The organism is Mycolicibacterium thermoresistibile, from assembly GCF_900187065.1.
Taxonomy (GTDB): domain Bacteria; phylum Actinomycetota; class Actinomycetes; order Mycobacteriales; family Mycobacteriaceae; genus Mycobacterium; species Mycobacterium thermoresistibile.
The window spans coordinates 1,697,603-1,723,219 of record NZ_LT906483.1; the positions used below are offsets into that span (position 1 = coordinate 1,697,603).

At 63.8% G+C, this 25,617-nt stretch carries 13 protein-coding genes and 7 pseudogenes; 15 read left to right on the forward strand and 5 right to left on the reverse strand.

Translation table 11 applies throughout. The features are described from left to right. Window positions 1-48 precede the first annotated feature (48 nt). The 3 genes and pseudogenes from CKW28_RS23545 to CKW28_RS07920 all read left to right on the forward strand — a co-directional run bounded on the left by CKW28_RS23545 (window position 49) and on the right by CKW28_RS07920 (window position 3,618). On the forward strand, window positions 49-843 hold the full coding sequence (locus CKW28_RS23545; RefSeq protein WP_110844496.1) for a PE domain-containing protein: 795 nt from the start codon (window positions 49-51) through the stop codon (window positions 841-843). A 226-nt stretch (window positions 844-1,069) separates the two neighbouring features. Further along, a complete protein-coding gene (locus CKW28_RS07915) occupies window positions 1,070-2,020 on the forward strand; it encodes an ESX-1 system-associated protein (RefSeq protein WP_234785037.1) in 951 nt (316 codons plus the stop codon). Window positions 2,021-2,227: 207 nt separating this feature from the next. Beyond that, a pseudogene (locus CKW28_RS07920) lies at window positions 2,228-3,618 on the forward strand (ISL3 family transposase). Here the strand turns inward: CKW28_RS07920 and CKW28_RS24485 are convergent. After that, window positions 3,566-3,706: pseudogene (locus tag CKW28_RS24485) on the reverse strand (IS3 family transposase); the annotation flags it as partial. The pseudogenes CKW28_RS07920 and CKW28_RS24485 sit on opposite strands and share 53 nt — an antisense overlap. Before the next feature lie 273 nt (window positions 3,707-3,979). Here CKW28_RS24485 and mads1 point away from each other — a divergent pair. The 7 genes and pseudogenes from mads1 to CKW28_RS07960 all read left to right on the forward strand — a co-directional run. Continuing rightward, window positions 3,980-4,216: a methylation-associated defense system helix-turn-helix domain-containing protein MAD1 gene (gene mads1, locus CKW28_RS07925; RefSeq protein ID WP_264015972.1), complete on the forward strand. Its 237-nt coding sequence runs from the start codon at window positions 3,980-3,982 to the stop codon at window positions 4,214-4,216. A gap of 66 nt (window positions 4,217-4,282) precedes the next feature. Continuing rightward, the gene (locus tag CKW28_RS07930; RefSeq protein WP_197700618.1) at window positions 4,283-7,651 is read left to right on the forward strand and encodes a site-specific DNA-methyltransferase; all 3,369 of its coding nucleotides are present in this window, start codon (window positions 4,283-4,285) and stop codon (window positions 7,649-7,651) included. 10 nt (window positions 7,652-7,661) lie between these two features. Beyond that, window positions 7,662-10,547 carry a BPTD_3080 family restriction endonuclease gene (locus CKW28_RS07935; protein WP_003924852.1) on the forward strand — a complete coding sequence of 962 codons (2,886 nt, stop codon included), beginning with the start codon at window positions 7,662-7,664 and terminating at the stop codon, window positions 10,545-10,547. A 311-nt stretch (window positions 10,548-10,858) separates the two neighbouring features. Further along, complete coding sequence (locus tag CKW28_RS07940; RefSeq protein ID WP_003887539.1) at window positions 10,859-12,220, forward strand: Mu transposase domain-containing protein; 1,362 nt, start codon at window positions 10,859-10,861, stop codon at window positions 12,218-12,220. Then, window positions 12,217-13,074 carry an IS21-like element helper ATPase IstB gene (gene istB / locus CKW28_RS07945; RefSeq protein WP_003887540.1) on the forward strand — a complete coding sequence of 286 codons (858 nt, stop codon included), beginning with the start codon at window positions 12,217-12,219 and terminating at the stop codon, window positions 13,072-13,074. The genes CKW28_RS07940 and istB overlap by 4 nt, the downstream gene beginning before the upstream one ends. Window positions 13,075-13,123: 49 nt before the next feature. After that, window positions 13,124-14,260: pseudogene (locus CKW28_RS07950) on the forward strand (ISL3 family transposase); the annotation flags it as partial. A gap of 133 nt (window positions 14,261-14,393) precedes the next feature. Continuing rightward, window positions 14,394-15,113, forward strand: a pseudogene (locus tag CKW28_RS07960) (transposase); the annotation flags it as partial. A gap of 21 nt (window positions 15,114-15,134) precedes the next feature. On the opposite strand, the gene CKW28_RS07965 reads toward CKW28_RS07960, so the two are convergent. Beyond that, entirely contained in the window at window positions 15,135-16,364 is a 1,230-nt protein-coding gene (locus tag CKW28_RS07965) for an IS110 family RNA-guided transposase (RefSeq protein WP_003924921.1), read from the reverse strand. Window positions 16,365-16,597: 233 nt separating this feature from the next. Between CKW28_RS07965 and CKW28_RS07970 the strand changes: the two are divergent. Both CKW28_RS07970 and CKW28_RS24070 read left to right on the forward strand, forming a co-directional pair. After that, window positions 16,598-17,205, forward strand: a pseudogene (locus CKW28_RS07970) (transposase); the annotation flags it as partial. Window positions 17,206-17,410: 205 nt separating this feature from the next. Further along, a pseudogene (locus tag CKW28_RS24070) lies at window positions 17,411-17,731 on the forward strand (IS1634 family transposase); the annotation flags it as partial. Window positions 17,732-17,764: 33 nt separating this feature from the next. On the opposite strand, the gene CKW28_RS07980 reads toward CKW28_RS24070, so the two are convergent. Further along, on the reverse strand, window positions 17,765-19,108 hold the full coding sequence (locus CKW28_RS07980) for an IS256 family transposase (RefSeq protein WP_003924898.1): 1,344 nt from the start codon (window positions 19,106-19,108) through the stop codon (window positions 17,765-17,767). A 59-nt stretch (window positions 19,109-19,167) separates the two neighbouring features. On the opposite strand from CKW28_RS07980, the pseudogene CKW28_RS07985 reads away from it, so the two are divergent. Continuing rightward, window positions 19,168-20,365 (forward strand): annotated as a pseudogene (locus tag CKW28_RS07985) (IS1634 family transposase); the annotation flags it as partial. Window positions 20,366-20,697: 332 nt separating this feature from the next. Here CKW28_RS07985 and CKW28_RS23550 read toward each other — a convergent pair. Together CKW28_RS23550 and CKW28_RS07995 are read right to left on the reverse strand one after the other, a co-directional pair. Continuing rightward, the gene (locus CKW28_RS23550; protein WP_131588067.1) at window positions 20,698-20,889 is read right to left on the reverse strand and encodes a hypothetical protein; all 192 of its coding nucleotides are present in this window, start codon (window positions 20,887-20,889) and stop codon (window positions 20,698-20,700) included. A gap of 311 nt (window positions 20,890-21,200) precedes the next feature. Beyond that, complete coding sequence (locus tag CKW28_RS07995; protein ID WP_003927235.1) at window positions 21,201-22,577, reverse strand: EspA/EspE family type VII secretion system effector; 1,377 nt, start codon at window positions 22,575-22,577, stop codon at window positions 21,201-21,203. Between the two features lie 115 nt (window positions 22,578-22,692). Here CKW28_RS07995 and ftsY point away from each other — a divergent pair, with 115 nt between their 5' ends. Together ftsY and CKW28_RS08005 are read left to right on the forward strand one after the other, a co-directional pair. Beyond that, window positions 22,693-24,117: a signal recognition particle-docking protein FtsY gene (gene ftsY / locus CKW28_RS08000; protein WP_003927234.1), complete on the forward strand. Its 1,425-nt coding sequence runs from the start codon at window positions 22,693-22,695 to the stop codon at window positions 24,115-24,117. A gap of 156 nt (window positions 24,118-24,273) precedes the next feature. Continuing rightward, window positions 24,274-25,614 carry an ammonium transporter gene (locus CKW28_RS08005; RefSeq protein ID WP_003927233.1) on the forward strand — a complete coding sequence of 447 codons (1,341 nt, stop codon included), beginning with the start codon at window positions 24,274-24,276 and terminating at the stop codon, window positions 25,612-25,614. The last annotated feature ends 3 nt before the right edge of the window (window positions 25,615-25,617 follow it).

Consider the following 25,617-nt stretch of genomic DNA (forward strand, 5'->3'; position numbering starts at 1 on the left):
TGCCATCAGCGCGGTTTGACTGCGGTACTCGGCGGGATGGGGTGAGTGATGGCTGAGGAGCTGCGCGTCGATACCGAGTTGGTGAGCGCCGCGGGCGGACGAATCAAAGGACTAGCTGAAGCGATTCCGGCGCCACCTGACGTTTCTGCGCCGGGAGGCGAAGATGCGTTGTCGGCTGCCATCGCAAAGAGGATGTCTGAGGTGGTCGACCCAGTGATCGATGCGCTTCCGACGACGAAAGAAGAGCTCAAACAGTTTGCTCAGAACGTTGTGAATGCCGCCGATAAGTACGATGCGACGGATCGGCAGATCGCTGAAGAGATCCTGAAACGGATTGGTGCGTTCGATGAGCCGCCGGCTCACGGCGGAGGTATGCCCACCGGAGGTTCGCCGACGGCGGCCAGCACTTCCACGGCGGCGGGAGTGGGGGCATCTGCGGGCGGGATGGCCGGCGCTTCGCTCGGTGGCTCGGCCGGTCCGGTCGGCGGATTCGAACAGATGATGAATATGCCGATGCAAATGGCTCAGCAGGCCGCCCAGATGCCGATGCAGATGGCGGGCACAGTTGGTCAGGTACCGCAGCAACTAGCGCAGGGTGCGCAGGGCGCGATGGAGCAAGTGACTCAGTTCTCAGGACCGGCGGCAGGCGACCGGCATGGTCACGAAGACGATCGGTCCGTCGATGGCGCGGAATCGGGCAACCCTCCACCTGAGCCGGAACCGCAGGGGCCATCGGCCGTTACTGAACAGCCAGAAGGGGATGACGACAGCGGACAACGCGCGCCGGTGGAGTCACCTTCTGGTTTCGGTAGGGCTCAATCGAATTCGGAGTTAGTTCTGTGACGGTCCTCAGCGTGGAGAACATTGAAAGGTTGGGATCTGGTCGATGACGTTGCCGCCGTCGAATAATCCGCCGCCCCCGCACGGCGGGGTTCCGTATCCGCCGCACCAGCCGGGCGGGCACGACGGTCCGCAGTACGGGGGGTGGCAGCAGCATCAACCGTTGCAGTGGTCCGGTGGGATACCGCCGAAGAAGCGCGGTAACGGCTGGAAGTGGGCGCTGGGCGGGGTGGCGTTGCTGGCCGTTATCGCGGTGACGGCGGTGGTGTCGGTGTCGATCGCCAGCGGCGGGGACGACTCGCCGGCGGCCCTGCCAGGCGGTGGTGATTCTGAATACGCGAGCGCCAACGACACCGGGCCGGTGAACATCATCACCGAGGACCCGACGTGCGCAGCGTGGATACCGATAAATAACAAGCTCGCGAGGATCCAACAGAATGGTTGGCATGATCGCGACCGGTCGATTCCCGCCGAGACTTGGACTTCCAGGCAACGTGCTCAATATGAAGAAGTCGCAGAAGCGATGCGCGATGCCGCCGATCAAGTTTCTAAACTTATGAAAGTTACGCCGAACCGAGCTATGCGTTTACTTTACGAGCAGTTTATTGCTTATGCGCGCGCTTACAGTAACGCTGTGCCGGACTATGAGCCAGCAGACAATTTTCTTGTCGGGGTAGTAGGGGCAGTCTCTTCTGCTCTTGTGCGAGTGTGTTTATCGATTGAATATGGTGCTGCGCCAGCACGCGCACCTTTCGTTGCAGCCCTTTCGCCATCCTTGTTAACTGACAAAGTCGCAGCGGCAGCACCTCCGCAACCTTTTCTCGGCAATGGCGATCCGACCTGTTCGGACTGGTACGCGCTCCTGGCTCAATTCCGCGAGGATACTGTTGCGTGGCAGAACCTTGATGCAGAAATTCCAGCCAATGAATGGAGTCAGGAGCAGCGCAAAACTATCGATGACATTGGGCCTGTGATGAAAGAGTTCGCTAATGATATCGAAGAACTTGGTCGTCGTAGCTCGAATGCAACGCTCCAAGATCTCGCACTGCTCGCAGCGCAATATCGCCGAGCATACGTTGAATCGCTTCCGACATATACATCGGTAGATTCCTATCTTTCGGGCGCTTCGGCGGGTATCACTTCCGCGATTATTGATGGTTGTAGGGCCGCTGAAGCGTGACCCATGGCGATATCGAGACCGAATGATCCGTATGGAATGACAGATGCTCCTGCATGGGTCGACACTGATGAAGATGTCTTGCGTACATATGCGGCGGCCTTCTCCACGGTCCTAGAGAAAGTGGAGGCTCAGGAAGAAAAAGCTAAAGGGGCTCTTCCGAGTTGGTAGGGGTCTGGTGTGACCGATTCGGATCGTGTCGGTGACTGATTGAGGGCTCGCGCCCTTGTCAACTGGGTGTTCTTGACGCATCCAGAAGCAAAGGCGCGAGCTTGCCCCAGACTAGTGGTTCCCTGCTGCTTGGACTCGACGGTGTCGTCGTGGAGTCTGTGCATGTCGACCTCGACCGAACCCGCACCATCTATGTCCGCACCGCCGAGCAGTGGGGCGGCGTGTGTCCTGGATGCATGGTCCGGTCAGCTCGCTCGAAGGGCTGGGTGAGCACTCGGCCCCGCGATATCAAGATCGGGCCGGACATTCCCCGGATCGTATGGCGGAAACGAAAGTGGGTGTGCGCCAACATGTGTTGTGACCGCAAGTCATTCACAGAGTCGGTGCCGTCGATCCCGCCGCGAGCACGGGTGACGGTGCGGGCCAAGCGCGAGATGGCCTCGGCGGTGCTTGACGATGACCGCTCGGTCAAGGCGGTCGCCGCCGCGTACGGCTGCACCTGGAACACCTGTCACGACGCGGTCATCGCCACGGCGGACCCGGTGCTGGCCGGCGAACCCGAAGCCGTGAGCGTGCTGGGAATCGACGAGACCCGTCGCGGCAAGGCCAAATGGGAGACCTGCTCGCAGACCGGTACCCGATCCTGGGTGGACCGCTTCGACACCGGGCTGGTCGATATCACCGGCACGGGCGGGTTGTTGGTGCAGGTCAACGGCCGTGCGGCCAAACCGGTGACCGACTGGCTGGATCAGCGTGATCCCGGCTGGAAGGCCACCATCGAGTTCGTCGCGATCGACATGTCGGTCACCTACGCCAACGCTGCGCGCCAAGCGTTGCCGCACGCGAAGCTGATCGTCGATCGGTTTCATCTGGTCAAGCGGGCCAACGAAATGGTCGATGAGGTCCGGCGCCGCACTACCCAAGCCCACCGTTTGCGCCGCGGACGCAAAAGCGACCCCGAATGGATCAACCGGCGCCGGCTGCTGCGCGCCGCTGAGCGATTGACCGATGAGCAACGCCACAAGCTGTTCGTGAAACTGACCTCAGCGGACCCCAATGGCGACATCGCCGCCGCCTGGATCGCCAAAGAGCTCCTACGAGATGTGTTGGTCTGCACCGCCCGTGGCGGATTGACCTACGAGATCCGCGATGCGCTGTACCGGTTCTACACGTTCTGCGCCGCCTGCTCGGTGCCCGAGATCAGCAAGCTTGCCCGCACCATCTCAGCATGGCAGGAGCCGATGATCCTGGCCATCCAGACCGGACTGTCCAACGCCCGCAGCGAAGGCTACAACCGCATCATCAAACACGTCGGCCGCATCGCCTTCGGATTCCGCAACCCAGAAAACCAACGCCGCCGAGTACGGTGGGCCTGCACCCGCCAATCCCGGCGGACGCCACCCAGCACCAAGCAGGTACGCCCCTGCTAACTCGGAAGAGCCCCGATACCGCCATGCCGGCCTCCGCCTGCTTGATGAACCCGATGATCTGTTCCGTGGTGAATCGACTCTTGCGCATGTCCGTCCTCTCTGGGTGACGGACTCTACCTAGCTTCGAGTGGTACGGCTTGAGGGGGGCAGGTCACGAGGGCTCAGCTCAATCAAGGCGGCAACGTCTAACAGCACTTCGTCAATCGCATCGGCCTGCAGGAAAGGATTTACGAGCTGATTCATCGGATCGCTCCTTATTACGAGGGCGCTAGCTAGGGAGAACACACCATGACATTGCCAAATGTTGACTACGTTAGCCACCTGCCCCATTCTTTGCTAAATCATGCCATACTTTGCCAATTTGGAGACGACCATGGCCGGCGGGCCAGAAGAGATCTTCACCCTTGAGGAGGTAGCCGCCTACCTGAAGGTCGGGAAGCGAACGGTCTACCGCTTGGTGGCAGCCCACGAACTACCTGCGTTCAAGGTAGGCGGCTCCTGGCGCTTTCGCCGACAAGAGATCGACCAGTGGATCAATGAGCAAACGATCACCGAACAGTCAGGCGGTGCTTCAAGCAAACGCCCCCATGATGTCTAGGGCGATACTTGGAACAGAACAGGATGTCAGCTGCGTAGTGGCTGCCCAAATATCTGGAGGAATAACTTGTCTGCACCTTATGAACAAAACCAGAATCCTGCTGACAAGCTTCGCAAGATCAGGGAGCTGATGCTGGCCCTGGTGCCGGCAGACGGCTCTCCAATCGGAAACAAAGCGCTAAGGCGGGAGATTGAGACCCAACTCGCGAAGGAAGGGGTTTCGATAAGTGACGACGACTACTGGCAGGCCCATAGCGCTCTGGTTGCACAAGGCCTTCTGGTCAAGGGCCAGGGGCGCGGAGGGTCCGTACGACTCCCTTCAAATCTTGTGAAAGATTCCAGCGCTGGCGCAGAACGCACTCCGTTCGAGCTAACGACGGAGGAGCGTTCAACCCGCAGTGCAAGTGAAGACTCCGGGAAACTGACTCGGGCACACAAGGCACATGCGGTCACAAAGCGCCAGACGGCAGGGGATGATGCCAACCAGATCCTCTCCTACCGCCACACCGACAAGCGGGTGAACAACCCCGAGGTCGGCATGGTGAACCCCAGGACCGACCCGGATGCCGGCAAGACCCGCTGGGCCTACGACCCGCACCTGGACCCGGCCCTGCAGTTCGACCCGCAGCGCAGCCGCATCGAGAAGCTGATCGACGACGCGCTCGCCTCGGGTGACACAGTGCAGATGAAGGCCGCGCTGGAGGAGCTGAAGCGGCTGCAGAGCCCCTACCTCAACTGGGCCGGCAAGGCCGAGCGCACGAGCTTCGAGGTGGACACCGTCAGCCTGCACGTGCACGAGCGCATCGACCCGGCCAGCATCCTGTCGGCCGTGCGCAAGGCCATGAAGGGCGAAGGCAAGAGCAAGGGCATGGAGAAGGCCCTCCAGCCCGGCCTGTTCGATGCGCCGTTCGAGAACCTGCCGCTGCGTGACGCGATCGACTTCTACCGCCATGAGAAAGGCTGGGCCAACCGCCTGATCGCCGGCGACTCCCTGCTGGTCATGAACAGCCTGCTGCAGAAGGAGAGCATGGCCGGCAAGGTGCAGATGATCTACATCGACCCGCCCTACGGCATCAAGTACGGCTCCAACTTCCAGCCCTTCGTCAACAAGCGCGACGTGAAGGACCGCAAGGACGAAGACCTGACGCAGGAACCCGAGATGATCAAGGCGTTCCGGGATACCTGGGAGCTGGGCATTCATTCATACCTGACATATCTACGAGATCGGCTATTGCTGGCGCGAGAGCTACTACACGAATCCGGAAGCGCGTTCGTACAAATTAGCGACGAAAACGTTCATCACGTGCGAGAGTTGATGGACGAAATCTTTGGTGACAAGAACTTTTGCTCACTTATATATTTCTCAACAACCACCGGACAGGCATCAAGACTTCTTCCATCGGCAGGAGATTACATCGTCTGGTATGCCAAAGATAGAAATAAAGTAAAGTACCGACAGCTCTATTTGTCGAAAGGCGATGGAAATTTCGCAAGTTACTCGAACGCGAAGCGCCAAGACGGCAGCATCATCAAGCTATCCAAGAGCCAATTAGAAAGTCTTTCTTCACTTCCTGGCAACTGGAAAATCTTCTCCGCACAGAATCTCCGCTCTCAGGGTGGTGGCGATGACGGCGCTCGCACCTTTACAACCATGGGTAGACCATTTGACTGCGGCCCCAATCACCACTGGAAAACCCCACCGAACCCTGGATTAGAGCGGCTTGCACGAGCACATCGGATAATCATCAATGGAGACACACCAAATTACGTTCGTTATATAGATGATCACCCGGTATTTCCTATCAATGAAAGATGGCTTGATACGGCTATTGCCGGATTCTCTGGGGACTCAAAGCAATATGTAGTTGTCACACCGGCCAAAGTCATCGAACGCTGTGTCTTGATGTCAACTGACCCAGGCGACCTAGTGCTTGATCCCACCTGCGGCTCAGGCACCACTGCTTATGTCGCCGAAAAATGGGGCCGCCGCTGGATCACCTGCGACACCTCGCGCGTGGCCATCACGCTGGCCAAGCAGCGCCTGATGACGGCGAGCTATGACTACTACGAGCTGAAGTACCCGCACGAGGGCCTGAAGGGCGGCTTCATCTACAAGACCGTGCCGCATGTGACGCTCAAGTGGATCGCCAACAACCCGGAGATCGACGACATCTACGAGCGCATGCATCCGGCAATCGAGAAGGCGTTGGCCGAGCTCAACGCCGCCCTGCGCGCGTCGCCGCCGAAGCCGTTTGCCGTGACCGAGGGCGGCCGCAAAGGGAAGAAGGTCGATTTCTCGCTCCCTGCGTCGCAGAAGGAAAAGCTGCCGTCTGGCGAGGAAGTGATGGCCGGCGCCCTGCTGGAATGGGAAGTGCCCTTCGACTTCCCGGAGGACTGGCCGGACGCTGCCCGCAAGCCGTTCGAGGCCTTCCACGCGGCCCGGCAGGCCATGCAGAAGCGGATGGACGAGTCCATCGCCGCCCATGCTGACCAGGAAATCCTCTACGACCAGCCGCAGGTGGCCAAGAACAGGCTGCGCATCACCGGCCCGTTCACGGTGGAGGCGGCGCCCTTCCCCACCGTGAAATCGCTGGATGAGGCAGCGGGACCGGACGAGGCCGATGCCAGCATTGCCCGCACCGGCGAATCCGGCCGCCAGCACCAGTGGCGCGACGAGCTGCTCAAGACCGGCATCCGCGGGCGCGGCGGCCAGGTGCTCAAGTTTGCTGATCTGGAGCCGCTGCCCTCCGATCCCAGCATCCGCCACCTGCACGCCATCGGCCATCTCGACAGCGGCGAACGCGTGGTCGTGAGCTTCGGGCCGGAACATGCCGCACTGGAGCAGCGGCAGGTCGCCCAGGCGCTGACCGAGGCCGAGAAGCTGCGCCCGCAGCCGGCCTTTATCGTGTTCTGCGCCTTCACCTTCGACCCGGAGGCGGCCAAGGACATCGACGAGACGCGCTGGCCGGGCGTGACCCTGCTCAAGGCGCAGATGAACACGGACCTGTTGACCGAGGACCTGAAGAAGGCCCGCGCCAGCAACCAGAGCTTCTGGCTGATGGGCCAGCCGGACGTCGAGGTGCGCCAGCGCAAGGATGGCCTGTACGAGGTGGAGGTGCACGGCTTCGATTACTTCGACACCGTGAAGGGCGAACTGGTCTCCGGCGGCAAGAGCAAGATCGCCATGTGGTCGCTGGATACGGACTACGACGAGCGTTCCCTGTTCCCGCGCCAGATGTTCTTCCCCATGGCAGGCAAGGGCGAAGGCTGGGAGAAGCTGAAGAAGAACATCCGCGCCGAGCTGGACGAATCTCGCCTGCAATCGTTCCACGGCACCGTCAGCCTGCCGTTCGAAGCGGGCGAGCACCGCAAGGTCGCGGTGAAGATCGTGGATGACCGCGGCATCGAATCGCTCAAAGTGATCAACCTGGATTGAGGGCACGGACATGACTCAACCCAAGTCCTTGATCATCAATTCGCCGTTCGAGCGGCCCACGCACCACTGGCGGCGCGTCAGTGACCAGCGTCTGGAACTGGTGGAGGGCCGCCGCCCGGCTGGCTACGAGATTTTCGACACACGCAACAACACGGTGCGCAGCGTTGAGCTTGAGCTGGTGAACCGCATCCGCGAACGGGTGGACGAATGGCGCGATGCCGGCTACCCCGGCGTCACGGCGGTTACCCGCGCGCTACTGGAGCACTGGCGCGACCCAGAGGCCAACCGCCCCTACCCGTTCTACTTCTGCCAGTTGGAGGCCATTGAGACGCTCATCTGGCATGTGGAGGCACCGGCCGAGTTCAAGCAGGGCATCTTCGTTCCGGGCGACGGCGGGCCGTTCGAGCGGCTGTGCAACAAGATGGCCACTGGCAGCGGCAAGACCACGGTGATGGCGATGATCATCACCTGGCAGGTGCTGAACGCCCTGACCTATCCCAAGCGCAACAAGGATTTCTCTCGCGCCATCTTCATCGTGGCTCCGGGCCTGACGGTGAAGGAGCGCCTGCAGGTGCTGCACACCGGACATCCCGAGAACTACTACGACGCCTTCCTGCTGTGCCCCAACGAGGCCATGCGGCAGAAGCTCAACCAGATGGAGCTGCTGATCGGGAACTGGCACAGCCTGATGCCGCTCAAGGACCAGGACCGCTCCGTGGTGAAGAAAGGGGCCGAGAGCGACGAGGCCTACGTGCGCCGGGTGCTGGGCAAGCTCGCCGGCCACAAGGACATCGTGGTCATCAACGACGAGGCGCACCATGCTTACCGCAAGCCCGCCGAGGTCAAGGTCAGCAAAAAGGACGCCGAGGAGCTGGGCATTGACCTGGACGAGGCCACCCGCTGGATCGAAGGCCTGGACCGCATCCACAAGATGCGGCGCATCAGTCACTGTTTTGACCTGACGGCCACGCCCTTTGCCCCCACGGGCAAGACCAGCACCGAAACGGCACTGTTCCCGTGGGTGATTTCGGACTTCGGGCTGAATGATGCGATCGAATCCGGTCTGGTGAAGACGCCACGCGTCGTGGTCCGCGACAACGCGCTTCCCAATGCCCAGACATACAAGTCGAAGCTGTACCACCTCTACCGGGAACCGGAGGTCGGTCAGGATCTGAACCGCCGTGGCGCAGAACCCCACGAACCGCTACCCCAGCTGGTACAGGAGGCGTATACCCTGTTAGGTGCCGACTGGCGTGAGACACTGAAGGCGTGGCAAGAAGCAGGTCACACTTCCCCACCCGTCATGCTGACCGTGTGCAATCGCACGGAGACGGCAGCACGTATCGAGTACTACTTCCGCAACGGCGACGCCTATTGGCCGGAACTCAAGGCACCGGAGCGGACCCTGCGCGTGGATTCCAAGGTCCTGGAGAAGGCCGAGATTGGGGAAAGCGCGACCTCGGACAAGGCCTACGAGGAGGTCCTGAAGAACATCGTTGAAGCAGCGGGTATCCCCGAGTCGCGCAAGCAGCCACTGCGCGCGATGAAGAAGGAGGAACTGCTGCGCGCCATCGTGGACAACGTGGGCAAGCGGGGGACGCCAGGTCAGGACCTGCAGAACGTGATCTCCGTCGCCATGCTCTCCGAGGGTTGGGACGCCAAGAACGTGACCCACATCATGGGCCTGCGTGCCTTTACCAGCCAGCTGCTTTGCGAACAGGTGATCGGACGTGGCCTGCGCCGCGTGTCCTACGACACAGAAGCTGTGGTCTGCCCCGACGGGCAGACCCGCCAACTGTTTAAATCGGAATACGTCAACGTTTTCGGTGTGCCGCTGTCCATCTTCCAAGACGTTGGAGAAGGAGGTGATCCCCCACCACCGCCCAAGCCGAGCACCCAGATCGAATCGCTGGCGGAACGATCCAGCCTGGAAATCACGTGGCCGAACGTGCTGCGAGTGGATGTGATCGTGCGGCCCGAGCTGACAGTGGATTGGTCAAAAATGCCGCCGCTCAAGATCGACCCGGCACAGGTCGTGGTCACGGCAGATCTGGCCCCGGCGCTGGGAGGCGCAGCGGACATGTCCAAGGCGGTGTCCATCGACCTGGAAGCGATACCCGAGGAGTTCCGCCTGCAGCGGCTGCTGTTCCGGGCTGCCCACAAGGCGATGGAGGCCCTGCAGCACAGCTTCACCGGGAGCCGCGAGTTGCTGATCCAGCAGCTGGTGCGGCTGGTCGAGCAGTTCTTCAACTCCGACCGGCTGGAAATCCCGTCGCTGTTCCATCAGGATCCGTTGCGCAAGCGGATCCTGATCGCGCTGTCGATCGACACAATCGTGAGCCATGTCGTCAATCAGATCCAGCAGCAGAACAGCAACCGGCTGGAACCGGTGTTCGACCAGGAATTTCCCATCGGATCGACGCGGTTCATGCGCACCTGGTACACCACCAAACCATGTCTGGAGACGGTTAAGTCCCAGATCAGCCATGCCGTTGCCGACAGCGCATGGGAGCACTACACCGCCACACACCTGGAAAATCTTAATGAGGTGGCTGCCTACGCCAAGAATGACCATCTTGGCTTCCAGATCTACTACCTGTGGCGCGGCAGCAAGCGCAAGTTCCTGCCCGATTATCTGATCCGGCTTGCCAACGGCAAGCAGCTGGTGCTGGAAATCAAGGGCGAGGATTCGGACCAGAACCGCGCGAAGCGAATGGCTCTGGATGCCTGGGTACGCGCAGTTAACGCACGTGGCGGTTTCGGAACATGGTGTTGGGATGTGGTCAAGGCGGAGCCCTCAAAACTCCACGACGTGATCCTCCACCACGCAAAGACAGCGACCTTCAGCGAGCCCATTGGCGAAAACTTGATCACCTCTGTTCTAGCTTCGCCGTAAGTGCAGTGGATAGGGGGCTCTTCCGAGTTGGTAGGGGTCTGGTGTGACCGATTCGGATCGTGTCGGTGACTGATTGAGGGCTCGCGCCCTTGTCAACTGGGTGTTCTTGACGCATCCAGAAGCAAAGGCGCGAGCTTGCCCCAGACTAGTGGTTCCCTGCTGCTTGGACTCGATGACCGCGCTCACTGAAATTCCCCACTGACGCTCATCGAAATTCCCCACCCGTGTGGCTCCGCCGAGAAGGGCGGGCCTCCTTCGATGCTGCTGGTGTCTGACGCCTGCAGCACTGCCCGAAGGAGGCCCGCTTTCTCATGCTCACATGGGAGGACGATGTGGAAGTACATGCCCTGGCCAAGCGTGGTTGGACGATCTCAGCGATCGCCCGCCACACCGGTTTCGACCGCAAGACGGTCCGCAAGTATCTGGCCGGCGACGGCACACCCGGGGTGCGTGCCCGACCCGGCCCGGACCCCTTCGACCCGTTCGTCGACTACGTCACCGCGAGGCTGACCGAGGACCCGCACCTATGGGCCCGCACCCTGTTCGACGAACTCGAGGACCTGGGGTTCGGGCTGTCGTATCAGAGCCTGACCCGCAACATCCGCACCCGGAACCTGCGCCCGGTCTGTGAAGCCTGCCGGACCGCCACCGGGCGGCCGAACGCGGTCATCCCACACCCACCGGGCGAGGAAACCCAATGGGACTGGCTGGAACTGCCCGACCCACCGGCATCGTGGGGCTGGGGCAAGACCGCGCACCTGCTGGTCGGCTCGCTATCGCATTCCGGGAAGTGGCGCGGCAACTTGGCGCCGAGTGAGGATCAGCCCCATCTGGTCGCCGGCTTGGACCGCGTGACTCGCGGCCTCGGCGGTCTGACCCGGGTGTGGCGCTTCGACCGGATGGCCACGGTCTGCGATCCGGGCAGCGGTCGGGTGACCGCGTCGTTCGCCGGGGTGGCCAAACACTACGGGGTGTCGGTGGCGATCTGCCCGCCGCGGCGCGGCAACCGCAAGGGCGTGGTGGAGAAGGTCAACCACACCGCCGCGCAACGCTGGTGGCGCACCCTGGCCGACGATCTGACCGTCGAGGCGGCCCAGGCCAGCCTGGATCGCTTCGCCCGGGTCCGCGGTGACACCCGGTTGCGGGCCACCGCCGACGGCCGCTCCTCGGTCGCTGTGGTGGCCAAAACGGAGCCCCTGGCGCCGGTGCCGGCGCAGGCGTATCCGGTGATCGTGGCCGAGACCCGCACCGCCTCGCGCCAAGCGATGGTGTCCTACCGCGGCAACCGCTACTCGGTGCCCCCGGAACTGGCCGCCGCCCAGGTGGTGGTGTCGCATCCGGTCGGCGGTGAGCACCTCGATATCGCCACCACCGCCGGGATCGTGGTCGCCCGGCACCGGATGGCCGCTGACGGGCTCGGGGTGATGGTGCGCGACAGCGGTCATGTCATCGCCCTGGACACCGCGGCGATGGCCACCGCGGCCACCGGGCGCCCGCATCGGCGCAAGGAACGCATCCCACCCGGCCCGGCGGCCAAAGCCGCTGCCGCGCAACTACTCCGAATCAAACAAGCCGACAGCTCCGTGCATCAATCCTCAACTCCGTCAACCGATTCCACCGTCATCGACCTGTCCGCCTACGAGCGGGCCGCCCAGAACAGGACCCTCCAATGACCCCCACCCCCCGCACCCCCAAAACCGCCACCACGACCACCGTCGAGGAGTCGCCGTCGGCGGCGGCGAGTCGCTATCAGCAGCTGCGTTCGCACCTGGCCGAACTCAAACTCGCCGCGGCCGCCGAAGCGCTGCCCGCGGTGCTCGACGAGGCTACCGCCGAGGGACTGTCGCTGACCGTGGCGTTGGAGCGGCTGCTGGCCGTGGAAGTCGAGGCCTCCACCGCCCGCCGGCTGGCCGGCCGGTTGCGGTTCGCCTGCCTGCCCACCCCGGCCACCCTGGCCGACTTCGACGTCGACGCCGCCGCCGGGATCGACCGCAAGCTCATCGACGAGCTGGGCACCTGCCGCTACCTGGAATCGGCGACCAACATCCTGCTCATCGGGCCACCAGGCACCGGCAAAACCCACCTATCCGTCGGATTGGCACGCGCAGCCGCCCATGCCGGCTACCGCACCTACTTCACCACCGCCGCCGATCTGGCCGCACGGTGCCACCGCGCCGCCATCGAGGGACGCTGGGCCACCACCATGCGGTTCTACGCCGGCCCAACCCTGCTGGTGATCGACGAACTCGGGTACCTGCCGTTGCCCGCCGAGGCCGCCTCGGCGCTGTTTCAGGTTGTGTCCCAACGGTATTTGAAGACCAGCATCGTCATCACCACCAACCGCGGGGTGGGAGCCTGGGGAGAGATCCTCGGCGACACCACCGTCGCGGCCGCCATGCTCGACCGCCTGCTGCACCGCTCCGTCGTCATCAACCTCGACGGCGAGTCCTACCGCCTGCGCGATCACCAGGCCGCCGCCGAAACCCTACGCCGCACCACCACCGGCACCCGCCAACCACTACACTGACCGCTGCTCACAGGTGAGGAATTTCGGCGAGCACACCTGGGGACTTTCGATGAGCGCAATCATCGACGGTGTCGTCGTGGAGTCTGTGCATGTCGACCTCGACCGAACCCGCACCATCTATGTCCGCACCGCCGAGCAGTGGGGCGGCGTGTGTCCTGGATGCATGGTCCGGTCAGCTCGCTCGAAGGGCTGGGTGAGCACTCGGCCCCGCGATATCAAGATCGGGCCGGACATTCCCCGGATCGTATGGCGGAAACGAAAGTGGGTGTGCGCCAACATGTGTTGTGACCGCAAGTCATTCACAGAGTCGGTGCCGTCGATCCCGCCGCGAGCACGGGTGACGGTGCGGGCCAAGCGCGAGATGGCCTCGGCGGTGCTTGACGATGACCGCTCGGTCAAGGCGGTCGCCGCCGCGTACGGCTGCACCTGGAACACCTGTCACGACGCGGTCATCGCCACGGCGGACCCGGTGCTGGCCGGCGAACCCGAAGCCGTGAGCGTGCTGGGAATCGACGAGACCCGTCGCGGCAAGGCCAAATGGGAGACCTGCTCGCAGACCGGTACCCGATCCTGGGTGGACCGCTTCGACACCGGGCTGGTCGATATCACCGGCACGGGCGGGTTGTTGGTGCAGGTCAACGGCCGTGCGGCCAAACCGGTGACCGACTGGCTGGATCAGCGTGATCCCGGCTGGAAGGCCACCATCGAGTTCGTCGCGATCGACATGTCGGTCACCTACGCCAACGCTGCGCGCCAAGCGTTGCCGCACGCGAAGCTGATCGTCGATCGGTTTCATCTGGTCAAGCGGGCCAACGAAATGGTCGATGAGGTCCGGCGCCGCACTACCCAAGCCCACCGTTTGCGCCGCGGACGCAAAAGCGACCCCGAATGGATCAACCGGCGCCGGCTGCTGCGCGCCGCTGAGCGATTGACCGATGAGCAACGCCACAAGCTGTTCGTGAAACTGACCTCAGCGGACCCCAATGGCGACATCGCCGCCGCCTGGATCGCCAAAGAGCTCCTACGAGATGTGTTGGCCTGCACCGCCCGTGGCGGATTGACCTACGAGATCCGCGATGCGCTGTACCGGTTCTACACGTTCTGCGCCGCCTGCTCGGTGCCCGAGATCAGCAAGCTTGCCCGCACCATCTCAGCATGGCAGGAGCCGATGATCCTGGCCATCCGAGCAATGATCAGAACCTGTGGATGAGCCTCGGGGTGGGGGCGTGAAAGTGGGCGCACCTTCCCGAGGATGATCTGAATGTCAGTAGGTCCGATCATGAGCCGGCGTTGGCGCGCTGGTTCGGGAAGGTACGCCCATGCTCACCGTAGTTCACGACGCCGAGGACGCCAACGACAGCGACACTCCCGGTCGCTCGTTGTTGGATGAGATCGTCCGCGACGGGGCGCGACAGATGCTGGCCGCCGCGTTGCAGGCCGAGGTCGCCGCGTATGTGGCCCAGTACGCCGACCAGCTCGATGAGAACGGCCACCGCCTGGTGGTGCGCAACGGCTACCACCAGCCCCGCGAGGTGCTGACCGCAGCCGGTGCGGTGCAGGTCAAAGCGCCGCGAGTCAACGACAAACGTGTCGACCCCGACACCGGCGAACGCAAACGGTTCTCCTCGGCGATCCTGCCGGCCTGGGCGCGCAAGTCTCCGCAGATGAGCGAAGTGCTGCCGCTTTTGTATCTGCACGGGCTGTCCACCAGCGACTTCACCCCGGCATTGGAGCAGTTCCTGGGTTCGGGTGCGGGGTTGTCGGCCACCACGATCACCCGGCTCACGGCGCAGTGGCAGGACGAGGCCCGCGCGTTTGCGGCCCGGGACCTGTCCGGCACCGACTACGTCTACCTGTGGGTCGACGGTATCCACCTCAAGGTCCGCCTGGACCAGGAAAAACTCTGTTTGCTGGTGATGCTGGGCGTGCGCGCTGACGGCCGCAAAGAGCTGGTGGCGATCACCGACGGCTACCGGGAATCGACCGAGTCGTGGGCTGATCTGCTGCGCGACTGTAAACGACGCGGCATGACACTTCCTGAGTCAACCCCTACGCAGTTTTCATGCTGCGGTGTGCAGTTTTTGTACGGCACCGTGCCGGGCGGGGTCGTAGGGGCTTTGGTCGTGCCAGCAGCGGTAGATGACGCGAATCCAGGCGCGGGCGAGGATTCGCACGGCGTGGGGGTGGTCGTGTCCGCGCGCGCGGGCTCGGTTGTAGATGTCGGCTGCCCAAGTGCTTTGGTGTCGGCTGTTGTCAGCGAAGGTGGTCAGTGCTCGGCGGAAGCGTTTGTTGCATGCCCAGCGGAAGTGCACGGCGTGTTGTTTGCCGGAAGATTTGGTGACGGGAGTGACCCCGGCCAGGGCGGCCACGGCGTCGGGACCGTCGTAGGCTGCACGGGAGTCGCCCCACTCGGCGAGCACCTGGGCGGCGTTGATCTGACCCGACCTTGGCAGCGACGTGAAGACCTCGGCGTCCGGGTGCTCCCCGAGGCGGGCGATGACGGATCGGTCGAGGGCCTTGCCTGCGCTGTTGAGCGCCTCGATGACGCTGACGAGGGCCAGCACGACGTCGCGGACGGCGATAGTCAGGACGGGATCGGTGGTGCCTGCGGGTGCGCTGCGCAGCCGGGTCAACAGTTCTTTGACTGGTCGTCGACCGGAATAGGAATGCTTGACAAGGAACGCAGCCAAGCGTTTCTCTCCGAGTCGAGCGGCGCTGGCCGCGGTGGGATAGCGACGCAGGAACGCCAGGCTGATTGGAGATTCGACGTCGGCGAAGATCGCTTTGGCGCCAGGCCAGTGATCATCGAGCAGGGCGCTGAGTTGGTTGGTGGCCGCCACCCGCATGGCGACAACGTCGTCGCGGGTGCGGACCACCGTGCGCAGCGCCTTGGTCGACGAACTGTACGGGGCTGCGGGGCGCAGTCGATGGTGGCGCAAGCGCAGGTATTCGGCGATCACCAGGGCGTCACCGGCATCAGACTTGGCGCCGGAGATGACTTCGCCGTCCCGCCACGTTTTGATGGCGTTCGGGGATACCGGGATGACCGGGTGGCCGGCTTCGAGCAGCAGGTCGACCAGCCGCCCATTGGGTCGTTCGATCCCGATGTGCACATCGGCGGGATCGCCGAACTTGGACAGTTTGCGAATCAGTGTGGCGATGCCATCGGCAGTATGGTCAATCATGAACTGCGCCAGTATCTTTCCCACTGCGGACAGCACGCACACGGCATGAGTGGCGGCAGCCCAGTCCAACCCGACGTAGATGATATCTGCGGTTTCCTCGGACAACGAATCTCCTCAAGGTGGCAGCGACGACGCGGCGAGGGGGTCGACCACCGGACGGTCACTAACTGGCGCTCTGCGGCGCGTCTTCCTGATGCCGGTCTGCGACTCCGGGAGGGCCGAGGGCGGCGGTGTCATGCTGGCCCTCTACGAGCGACCGCACCTGGCCGTCACCTCGGCCCCCGCCGAGTCCCTTCAACGAACACCCATCAGGCATCCGCAATAAGGATGGTGCCCTAGTGACCGCCCCAGTGCTCGCGGTCGGCGATGGCGCCTTGGGGTTTTGAACGCGGTGCGCGAAGTGTTCCCGGCCACCCGTGAGCAGCGGTGCTGGTTTCACAAGCAAGCCAATGTGCTTGCCGCGCTGCCGAAATCAGCACACCCGTCGGCGTTGGCAGCGCTCAAAGAGATCTACAACGCCGAGGATATCGACAAAGCCCAGGTCGCGGTCAAAGCCTTCGAGGTCGACTTCGGCGCCAAATATCCCAAGGCGGTCGCCAAGATCACCGACGATCTGGACACCCTGCTGGAATTCTACCGCTATCCCGCCGAGCACTGGATCCACCTACGCACCACGAATCCGATCGAAAGCACCTTCGCCACAGTGCGTTTGCGCACCAAAGTCACCAAAGGTCCGGGGTCACGAGCAGCTGGTCTGGCCATGGCCTACAAGCTCATCGACGCCGCCGCGGCCCGCTGGCGCGCCGTCAACGCACCACACCTGGTCGCCCTGGTCCGCGCCGGCGCGGTCTTCCACAAGGGCAAACTGCTCGAACGCCCCACCGAGATCACCCCACCGACACCGCCCTCAGACGGCGATCAGCAAGCCGGAACGGAGGTCGCCTGAAACACGCCGATCCACAGGTATTGACAATTCCTCTGGCCATCCAGACCGGACTGTCCAACGCCCGCAGCGAAGGCTACAACCGCATCATCAAACCTGACTTGGGCCACTTTTTGGGAGCAGCGGTGACCGCGGGTCGTTGAGCTGCGGTTATCGGTGTTGGCGGGTCGAGATGTGTGCACTAAATGGTGGCTCGTAGGGTGCGGTGGTGGCGTATGTGCGCACTGTGAAGACCGCCTCGGGAGCCACGGCGGTGCAGATCGTGTGGTCTTCGCGAAAGGGCTCGCGCCAAATCGAGCATCTCGGCTCAGCGCATGATGAGGCGCAATTGGAGGCGCTGAAAGCCGCAGCAACACAGCGGCTGGCCGCCGGTCAGCAGTCGTTGGATCTCGATCTTGGGCAGAACCGCACCAGTGATGGGCCGTTGAAGATCACCGCGTCGTGTTCGCAGCACCTGTGGGATGCGCTGTGCCACGCCTACCGGGTGCTGGGATTCGACCGTGCCCTCGACGGCGATGAGGTGTTCCGTGGAGCCTGTCAAGATTTCTGTGTATGCGGGTGGTCAGAGGTAGGGGTTGATGCGGTCGGGGTAGGCGGCCGCGAGCTGGGCGAGGGCTTGTTTCCAGTTGGTGGTGACTTGTCCTTCGACGAGGCGGCCTGAGGCCCTCCGTTGCCCGGCGGGCTTGCCCTTCTCGGCGGCGCGTTCGCGGGCCCTTCGGTCTTCGATGTTGCAGATCGCCAGCCACAGCAGCTTGACGGCCGATTCGGTGCTCGGGAAGTGGCCGCGGTTCTTGGTGACCTTGCGCAGCTGGAAATTCAGCGACTCGATCGAGTTCGTCGTGTAGATGACCCGCCTCAGCATGGGCGGGAACTGCAGGAACGGCGTGAATCGCTCCCACGCCGCGGTCCAGGTCGCCACGGTCTGCGGGTACTTGGCGCCCCAGGCCGAGGCCTCGAACTCGGCCAGCGCCGCCAGGGCGGTCTCCTCGTTCGGGGCGGTGTAGATCTTCTTCAGCTCGGCGGCGACCTTCTTGCGATCGCCGTAGGACACGAACCGCATCGAGGCCCGGATCAGGTGCACTACGCAGGTCTGGACCATCGAGTCGGGCCAGGTCGCCTCGATCGCCTCCGGAAGGCCGGCCAGGCCGTCGCAGCACACGATGAGTACGTCCCGGACGCCGCGATTGGCCAGGTCTGCGCACACGTGGGCCCAGAAGGAGGCGCCCTCGGTGTCTTGGACCCAGATCCCCAGCACGTGCTTGATGCCCTCGAGGTCGACGCCGACGGCGATGTAGGCCGAGCGGCCCACGACCCGGTGGTCTTGGCGGACTTTGATGCGGATGGCATCGAGGTAGATGACCGGGTAGAACTCCTCCAGCGGCCGGTTCTGCCACTGCAGCACGGCGTCGGCCACGGCGTCGGTGATCGCCGAGATCGTGCCCGCCGACAGCTCCACGCCGATCGTCGTGGCCAGATGGTGCTCGATCTCGCGGACGGTCATGCCGCCGGCGTAGAGGCTGATGATCATGTCGTCCAGCCCGTCCAGACGGCGCTGGCCCTTGCGGATCAACCTCGGGGTGAACGTGCCGGCCCGATCCCGGGGGACGTCGATGGTGAACGAGCCGACCTCGGACTCGATGGTCTTCGAGGTGGTGCCGTTGCGGGCATTCGGGCGCTTAGCCGGCGCCGGCTCGCCCTTCTCATAGCCCAGATGGCCGGTCAGTTCCGCCTGCAGGCCCCGCTCCAGGGTCGTCTTCAACAGCGCCGGCAACAGCCCGTCCGAGCCGGTGATCTCGACCTCGCCGGAGTCGATCTTGGCGAACAACTCGTCCAGCGCACCGCTGGCCTGGAGCTGCGCGACGAGCTCGTTACCCGTCGTCGAGGAAGTGCCCTTTTCATCGGTCATCGTCATCTCTTGCTGCGTGTCCTTTCAGCACGGCTTACACAGAAAACTAAACACGCCCGTTCCGTGACTTGGTGCTAGCGCGCATCATCGAGCCGACCAGCAAGGCCGATTCACTGCGGGTGCTCGCTGAGACCGGGGTGGATCCGCCGGCGTACCGCACCGTCAAGCGCCGTTTACCCGCTTTCGCTAAAGACGCTGTGACAAGCACTATCCAAAGCATGCGCGACACATGCTCAACTGGGTCCGGCCTCGTTGGTGCTCTACGACGTGTCAACGTTGCACTTCGAGACCGATGTCGCTGATGGGTTTCGCGAGCCGGGTTTTTCGAAGGAACGCCGCCTGGATCCGCAGATTACCCTCGGGGTGCTCACCGACGCCTCCGGGTTTCCGCTCAACGTAGCGGCCTTCGAGGGCAATAAAGCCGAGACCGCGACCATGGTTCCAGTCATCAACGCGTTCAAGGCCGCCCACCGGTTGACCGATGTAACCGTGGTCGCTGATGCCGGCATGATTTCGGAGAGCAACCAGGTCGCTCTGCAGGCGGCCGGGTTGTCGTTCATCCTGGGCACCCGCATCCCGTATCTGCCCGATGTGGTGCGCCAATGGCGTGACGACCACCCCGACGACCAGGTTCCCGACGGGTTGGTGCTGACCCAGCCGTGGCCGTCGACCAGTGCGGAGAAGGCCCGCGGGATCCCGGATCGGGTGATCTACTACCAGTACCGCCACGACCGGGCACGGCGCACACTGCGCGGCATCGATGAGCAGATCGCCAAAGCCCAGCGCGCGGTCGACGGGCACGCCCCGGTCAAACGCAACCGCTTCATCCAGCTCACCGGGGCCACCAGATCGGTGAACCGAACCCTAGAGGCCAAGGTTCGCGCGCTGGCGGGATGGAAGGGCTACACCACCAACCTGACCAGCCAGCCCGCAGAGTTCATCATCGGCGCTTATCACCAGCTGTGGCGTATCGAGAAGTCCTTCCGGATGTCCAAACACGACCTGGCCGCCCGGCCGATCTATCACCGCACCCGCGACTCCATCGAGGCCCACCTGACGATCGTCTTCGCGGCCATGGCGGTCTCGCACTGGATCGAGCACCGAACAGGTTGGAGCATCAAGAAGTTCGTGCGCACCGCACGCCGCTACCGCACCGTGCAGATCCGCGCCGGCCAACAAATCCTGACCGCCGCCGACCCATTACCCGACGACCTCAGCGACGCGCTCACCAACATCCACAGCCGCGATGCGCACTAAATTGGCCCAACTCGGGTCAAACACGTCGGCCGCATCGCCTTCGGATTCCGCAACCCAGAAAACCAACGCCGCCGAGTACGGTGGGCCTGCACCCGCCAATCCCGGCGGACGCCACCCAGCACCAAGCAGGTACGCCCCTGCTAACTCGGAAGAGCCGCTTTACAAAGAGGACAGGCCATGGACTGAGGGCATCATCGGAAACCGTCGACGTAAAGACCCGAAAGATGTGAAGGGACCGCAAGAACCGGGGTCTTCGTGAGGCGTGGATGACTTGTGCGCTGTTGCCGGTTCTTGTCGCGTAACTTCAACCCAGCGTGTGTATCGCGTTCGCCCTACTGACCCATCGCGGTGATCACGACGACGGGAGAGCCCACAGCCAAGTACGCACGGGCGTTGAGCCGTGCTGAGGAGAACGCCCCGTCGAGCGCATCGCTGGTGAGATAACTACTTCCAGGTAGGGCGTTCGTCAATGTCTTCCACACGTCGGGTTGCTCTGTGGTGGGCGCCGGCTGGTATTTGTCCACCAGGGTGGCAGCTGTATCCGGAGTTAACTCGATAACCGAGTCGAGCCAGTATGTCGACGGCCCAGGCACCCTTGAATCTCCCATCTCGCCGCTGACCCACAACGCTGCAACCGGCGTCCCAAGCGCGGGGAAGCGTTTCGTCAATGGCTCGAGGTCGTTTCTGACCGGGTTGGGTTCGCTCTTAGCTGCGGTAGTACCCACAACGACCTCGCTACTCTGCGGATGTTCAGCGTGGGTTCCGCAAGCCACAACACTAAATACTGCCAGTAACGGGGCTGCGGCCGTTAACCCTCGAAACCACCGAAGCGTAATCATGGCAGTGATACCGAGCCAGTGTCGCGGTCGTTGGCCGGTCTCTGTAAACCGCCGGAGCTACCGCGGCCATCGGAGCGGTCTTCCCTGCCGGGTGAGAATTCCGGTGTACTGCTGGGTTGCGTCGAGGAGTCGTCACCTAACTCCCAAGTCACTGTCCGCGTAATTTCCCCATACGAATCGAACGGCCTCGCCCAGCCCAGTTCGGTGAAGCGACCGTTCTCGTTGTCGCCGGCGCCAGTTGCGATATCCGCCTGACCGCGATTGAAGTTGTAGCGATCCTCTGCGTGAACGGTGATCGTCATCGTCACCGTGTTTCCATCCACCTGCACATCCGCACTACTCCATTGCTGATAAGCCCCGATCGACTTCTGCCAATTTTCAGTTACGGGATAGGCCTGCGTCGGAGATGCGTCGCCGGTCATTGAGAACGATGTGTTGCCCGCTCGAAGCAATCCCTCGGCCCCTCGCTGTGCTCGGCTAATCTGGTCTTCTACGTTCGCGCGGACCGCGGGATCTTCTCGATAGGCTTCTTCATAATCGAACTTCAGCGGCTCTCCACTATTACCCCAATAGTGGGCGTACATCTGTGTCGCGTCATCGAGGTCTGGGCGGATCAACCTAGCGGCAGCCAATTTGGCCTCCCACTCAGCTCGCGAAACGTAGTCACGCACCGATGGTTGCTCCGAACCGTATTCGAAGTCTTCGTCCCACTCGATGTCGGGTTTAGTGGGCGGCCCGATCGCAAACTCGGGGCCGCCTGGTTCCCCCGGTTCAGAACCTGAGGCGGCTGCATTCGCACCTTCTGATGCATCTGGTTCTGGGTCGGAGTCCTTTTCGAGTTGACGCTCAGCGCCGTTATTCTTTGGTCCACCACCGAACTTCTGGTTGCCCAGTGCCGCGTATTCGTTGCCGATGCGATCGATCTCCGCACCGACGATGTTGAGGTCGCTGATGGAGCGCCGCACAAGCTCGGTGAGCTGGCTGGTCCCGTCCCTGACCAGGGTATAACGCATCGCGTCCCCGGCGGTGCCTTCGGGCAGGCGGGCGGCGATGGCGGCCACCCGGTAGCGCAGATTCTCCAGGTCGTCGCGGCCGGCGGTAACGACCTGGGCGGACTTGGTCACTTGCGCGCCGAGTCGTTGATCGAGGTTGGCCAGCTCGCCGATGACGCGGCGGTGTTCAGCGTTGACCGCGCCGTAGGCGTCGGCGGCGGTTCCGGTCCACTGATCACCCGGCGCGGTGGACTCCAGCTGGGTCTCCAGTTCGCGCAGGATGGCGCTGTGGTCGAACTGCTCCCCGGTCTGCGGAGTCCCCTCACCATATGTCGCCCGAGTTTTATCCCACAGCCGAAAGAAGCCTTCGACTGCACCCATGATTCTCATTATCGTACTGCGGCCAGCTACCTCGATGCACGAATCACCTCAGCTCGAGGCCGGCCCGTCGCCGGGGCCGATCGGGACGGCGAGATGAGGTTGAGACAATGAGCCGGTGTCGGAGGGTTTGTGGATCGCCATCGCGATCATCGCCGTTGTTCTGGTAGCCGCTCTGATCGTCGGGCTGGTGTTGTATCGCCGCCGGCGCATCAGGCTGACCAAACGCGACGAAGCCAAACCGGTCGAGCGCGGCGGTGGCTACACCACCAGTTCCGGGATCACGTTCAGCCAGTCGGCGACACCGACCAAGGCGCCACCGACGAAGGCAGCGCCGGAGCGGATCGACACCACCGGCCTGCCCGGCGTCGGCGACGACGCCACCATCCCGCGGGACGCGCCGAAACGCCCGATCGCCGACGTCCGGCTCCCTGAACCGCCGGCGGCACCGCCGAAGCCCCCGCCACCGGCGGAAGTACCGCCCACCGAGCCGCCCGCACCTCCGGTCGCCACCCCGTCTCCGGCGGAGACGGCGCCACCGGTCGAACCCGAAGCCGCGCCGGAGACGACCCCAGAACCCGAACCCGGGGCCGCGCCGGCAGCGCCGCAGCTCGACGAGATCGCTCCCGCCGAGGGCCGGCTGGACCGGCTGCGCGGGCGGCTCGCGAAATCACAGACCGCGATCGGCCGCAGCATGCTCGGCCTGCTCGGCGGGGGCGACCTCGATGAGGAGTCCTGGGAGGAGATCGAGGACACCCTGCTGATCGCCGACCTCGGACCGGTCGTCACCACGTCGGTGGTGGAGAAACTGCGCGAACAGATGGCGGCCAGCCGGGTCCGCACCGAGGCCGACGCCCGCGCGGTGCTGCGCGAGGTGCTGATCTCCGAACTACGGCCCGACCTCGACCGGTCGGTCAAGGCGCTGCCGCACGACGACAAACCGTCGGTGCTGCTGGTGGTCGGTGTCAACGGCACCGGCAAGACCACCACCGTCGGCAAACTGGCGCGGGTGCTGGTCGCCGACGGCCGCCGGGTCGTGCTGGGCGCGGCCGACACCTTCCGCGCCGCCGCGGCCGATCAGCTCGAGACCTGGGCGTCGCGGGTCGGGGCCGAGGTGGTGCGCGGCCGCGAGGGCGCCGACCCCGCCTCGGTGGCCTTCGACGCCGTCGACACTGGCATCAAGAACGGCGCCGACGTGGTGCTGATCGACACCGCCGGCCGGCTGCACACCAAGACCGGTCTGATGGACGAGCTCGGCAAGGTCAAGCGGGTGGTAAAGAAGCGCGCCGCCGTCGACGAGGTGCTGCTGGTGCTCGACGCCACCATCGGCCAGAACAGCCTGCCGCAGGCCAAGGTGTTCGCCGAGGTGGTCGACATCACCGGGGTGGTGCTGACCAAGCTCGACGGCACCGCCAAGGGCGGGATCGTGTTCCGGGTCCAGCAGGAGCTCGGGGTGCCGGTGAAACTGGTCGGTCTGGGCGAGGGCCCGGACGACCTGGCGCCGTTCGAACCCGCGGCCTTCGTCGACGCGTTGCTCGGCTGACGGTGACCCGCGACCCGGTGCGAAACACGCATGTAACACCGCACCGGCACGCGTTCACCGCGCCGAAACGTGACCGCAGTCCCGGTGAAACGCCGGCACATGAACCTTCTGGGGCAGCCGATTGGTCGGCACATCTTCCAAGGAGGTTCACTCGAAGTGGTACTAGCCTTACCGGACGAATCGTTCGCCGCATTCGACAGCGGCGACACCGCATGGGTGCTGATCAGTGCGGCTCTGGTGTTGCTGATGACCCCGGGCCTGGCGTTCTTCTACGGCGGCCTGTCGCGGCAGAAATCCGTCCTCAACATGATGATGATGAGTTTCGGCGCGCTGGGCATCGTCAGCGTCGTCTACGTGCTGTGGGGCTACTCGATGTCGTTCTCCTCCGGGCACACCGGACAGTCCGACATCCTCGGTGTCTTCGACAACCCGTTCTCGCTGTTCGGGCTGAGCCCGTTGCTGGAGACGCGTGAGATCGACGGGGCGACGTTGAGCGTCATCGGCGGCTTCGGCACCGTGCCGGCGATCGTGTGGGTGGGCTTCCAGCTCACCTTCGCGGTGATCACCGTCGCGCTGATCAGCGGCGCGCTGGCCGAGCGGGTCCGGTTCGGCACCTGGATCGTGTTCGCCGCGGTGTGGGTCACCCTGGTGTACTTCCCACTGGCGCACATGGTCTGGGGCGGCGGTCTGCTGTCGGATGCGCAGAACGGGTTCGCGTCCTGGCTGTTCGGTTTCAACGAGGACGAAGGCGCCGCCAACGTGGCTCCCATCGACTTCGCCGGCGGCACCGTCGTGCACATCAACGCCGGGATGGCGGCGCTGATGCTGGCCCTGGTGGTGGGCCGCCGGCTCGGCTTCGGCCGCACCGCCTACCGTCCGCACAACATCCCCTGGGTGATGCTGGGCGCTGCGCTGCTGTGGTTCGGCTGGTTCGGCTTCAACGTCGGCTCCGAGGGCGCCGCGGACGCCGTCGCCGGGCTGGTGTGGGTGAACACCACCGCCGCCACCGCCGCCGCGATGCTCGGCTGGCTGATCGTGGAACGCATCCGGGACGGACGGCCGACCAGCGTCGGCGCCGCATCGGGCATCGTCGCCGGCCTGGTGGCGATCACCCCGGCCTGCGGGGCGTTGTCACCGGTCGGCTCGCTGTTCCTCGGGGTGATCGCCGGTGCCCTGTCCGCGCTGGCCGTCGGACTGAAATACCGCTTCGGATATGACGATTCGCTCGACGTGGTGGGCGTGCACCTGGTCGCCGGACTGTGGGGGACCATCGGCATCGGATTCTTCGCCACCGAGACTGGCCTGTTGTACGGCGGCGGGATCCAGCAGCTGATCGTGCAGATCGTGATCGCGGTCGTGGCGATGGCCTTCACCGCGGTGATGACACTGGTCATCGCCACCGTGCTCAAGCCGCTGGGCTGGCGGGTCAGCGAGGAGGACGAGGAGGCCGGCATCGACGCCGCCGAGCATGCCGAAACGGCTTATGAACTGGTCTGATCG

Excerpts from the sequence above, each read along its gene's own strand:
- CKW28_RS07980 (WP_003924898.1), bottom strand. The coding sequence starts at position 19,108 with ATGACCGATGAAAAGGGCACTTCCTCGACGACGGGTAACGAGCTCGTC.
- istB (WP_003887540.1), top strand. The coding sequence starts at position 12,217 with ATGACCCCCACCCCCCGCACCCCCAAAACCGCCACCACGACCACCGTC.
- CKW28_RS07940 (WP_003887539.1), top strand. The coding sequence starts at position 10,859 with ATGCTCACATGGGAGGACGATGTGGAAGTACATGCCCTGGCCAAGCGT.
- CKW28_RS23545 (WP_110844496.1), top strand. The coding sequence starts at position 49 with ATGGCTGAGGAGCTGCGCGTCGATACCGAGTTGGTGAGCGCCGCGGGC.
- CKW28_RS07935 (WP_003924852.1), top strand. The coding sequence starts at position 7,662 with ATGACTCAACCCAAGTCCTTGATCATCAATTCGCCGTTCGAGCGGCCC.
- CKW28_RS07995 (WP_003927235.1), bottom strand. The coding sequence starts at position 22,577 with ATGGGTGCAGTCGAAGGCTTCTTTCGGCTGTGGGATAAAACTCGGGCG.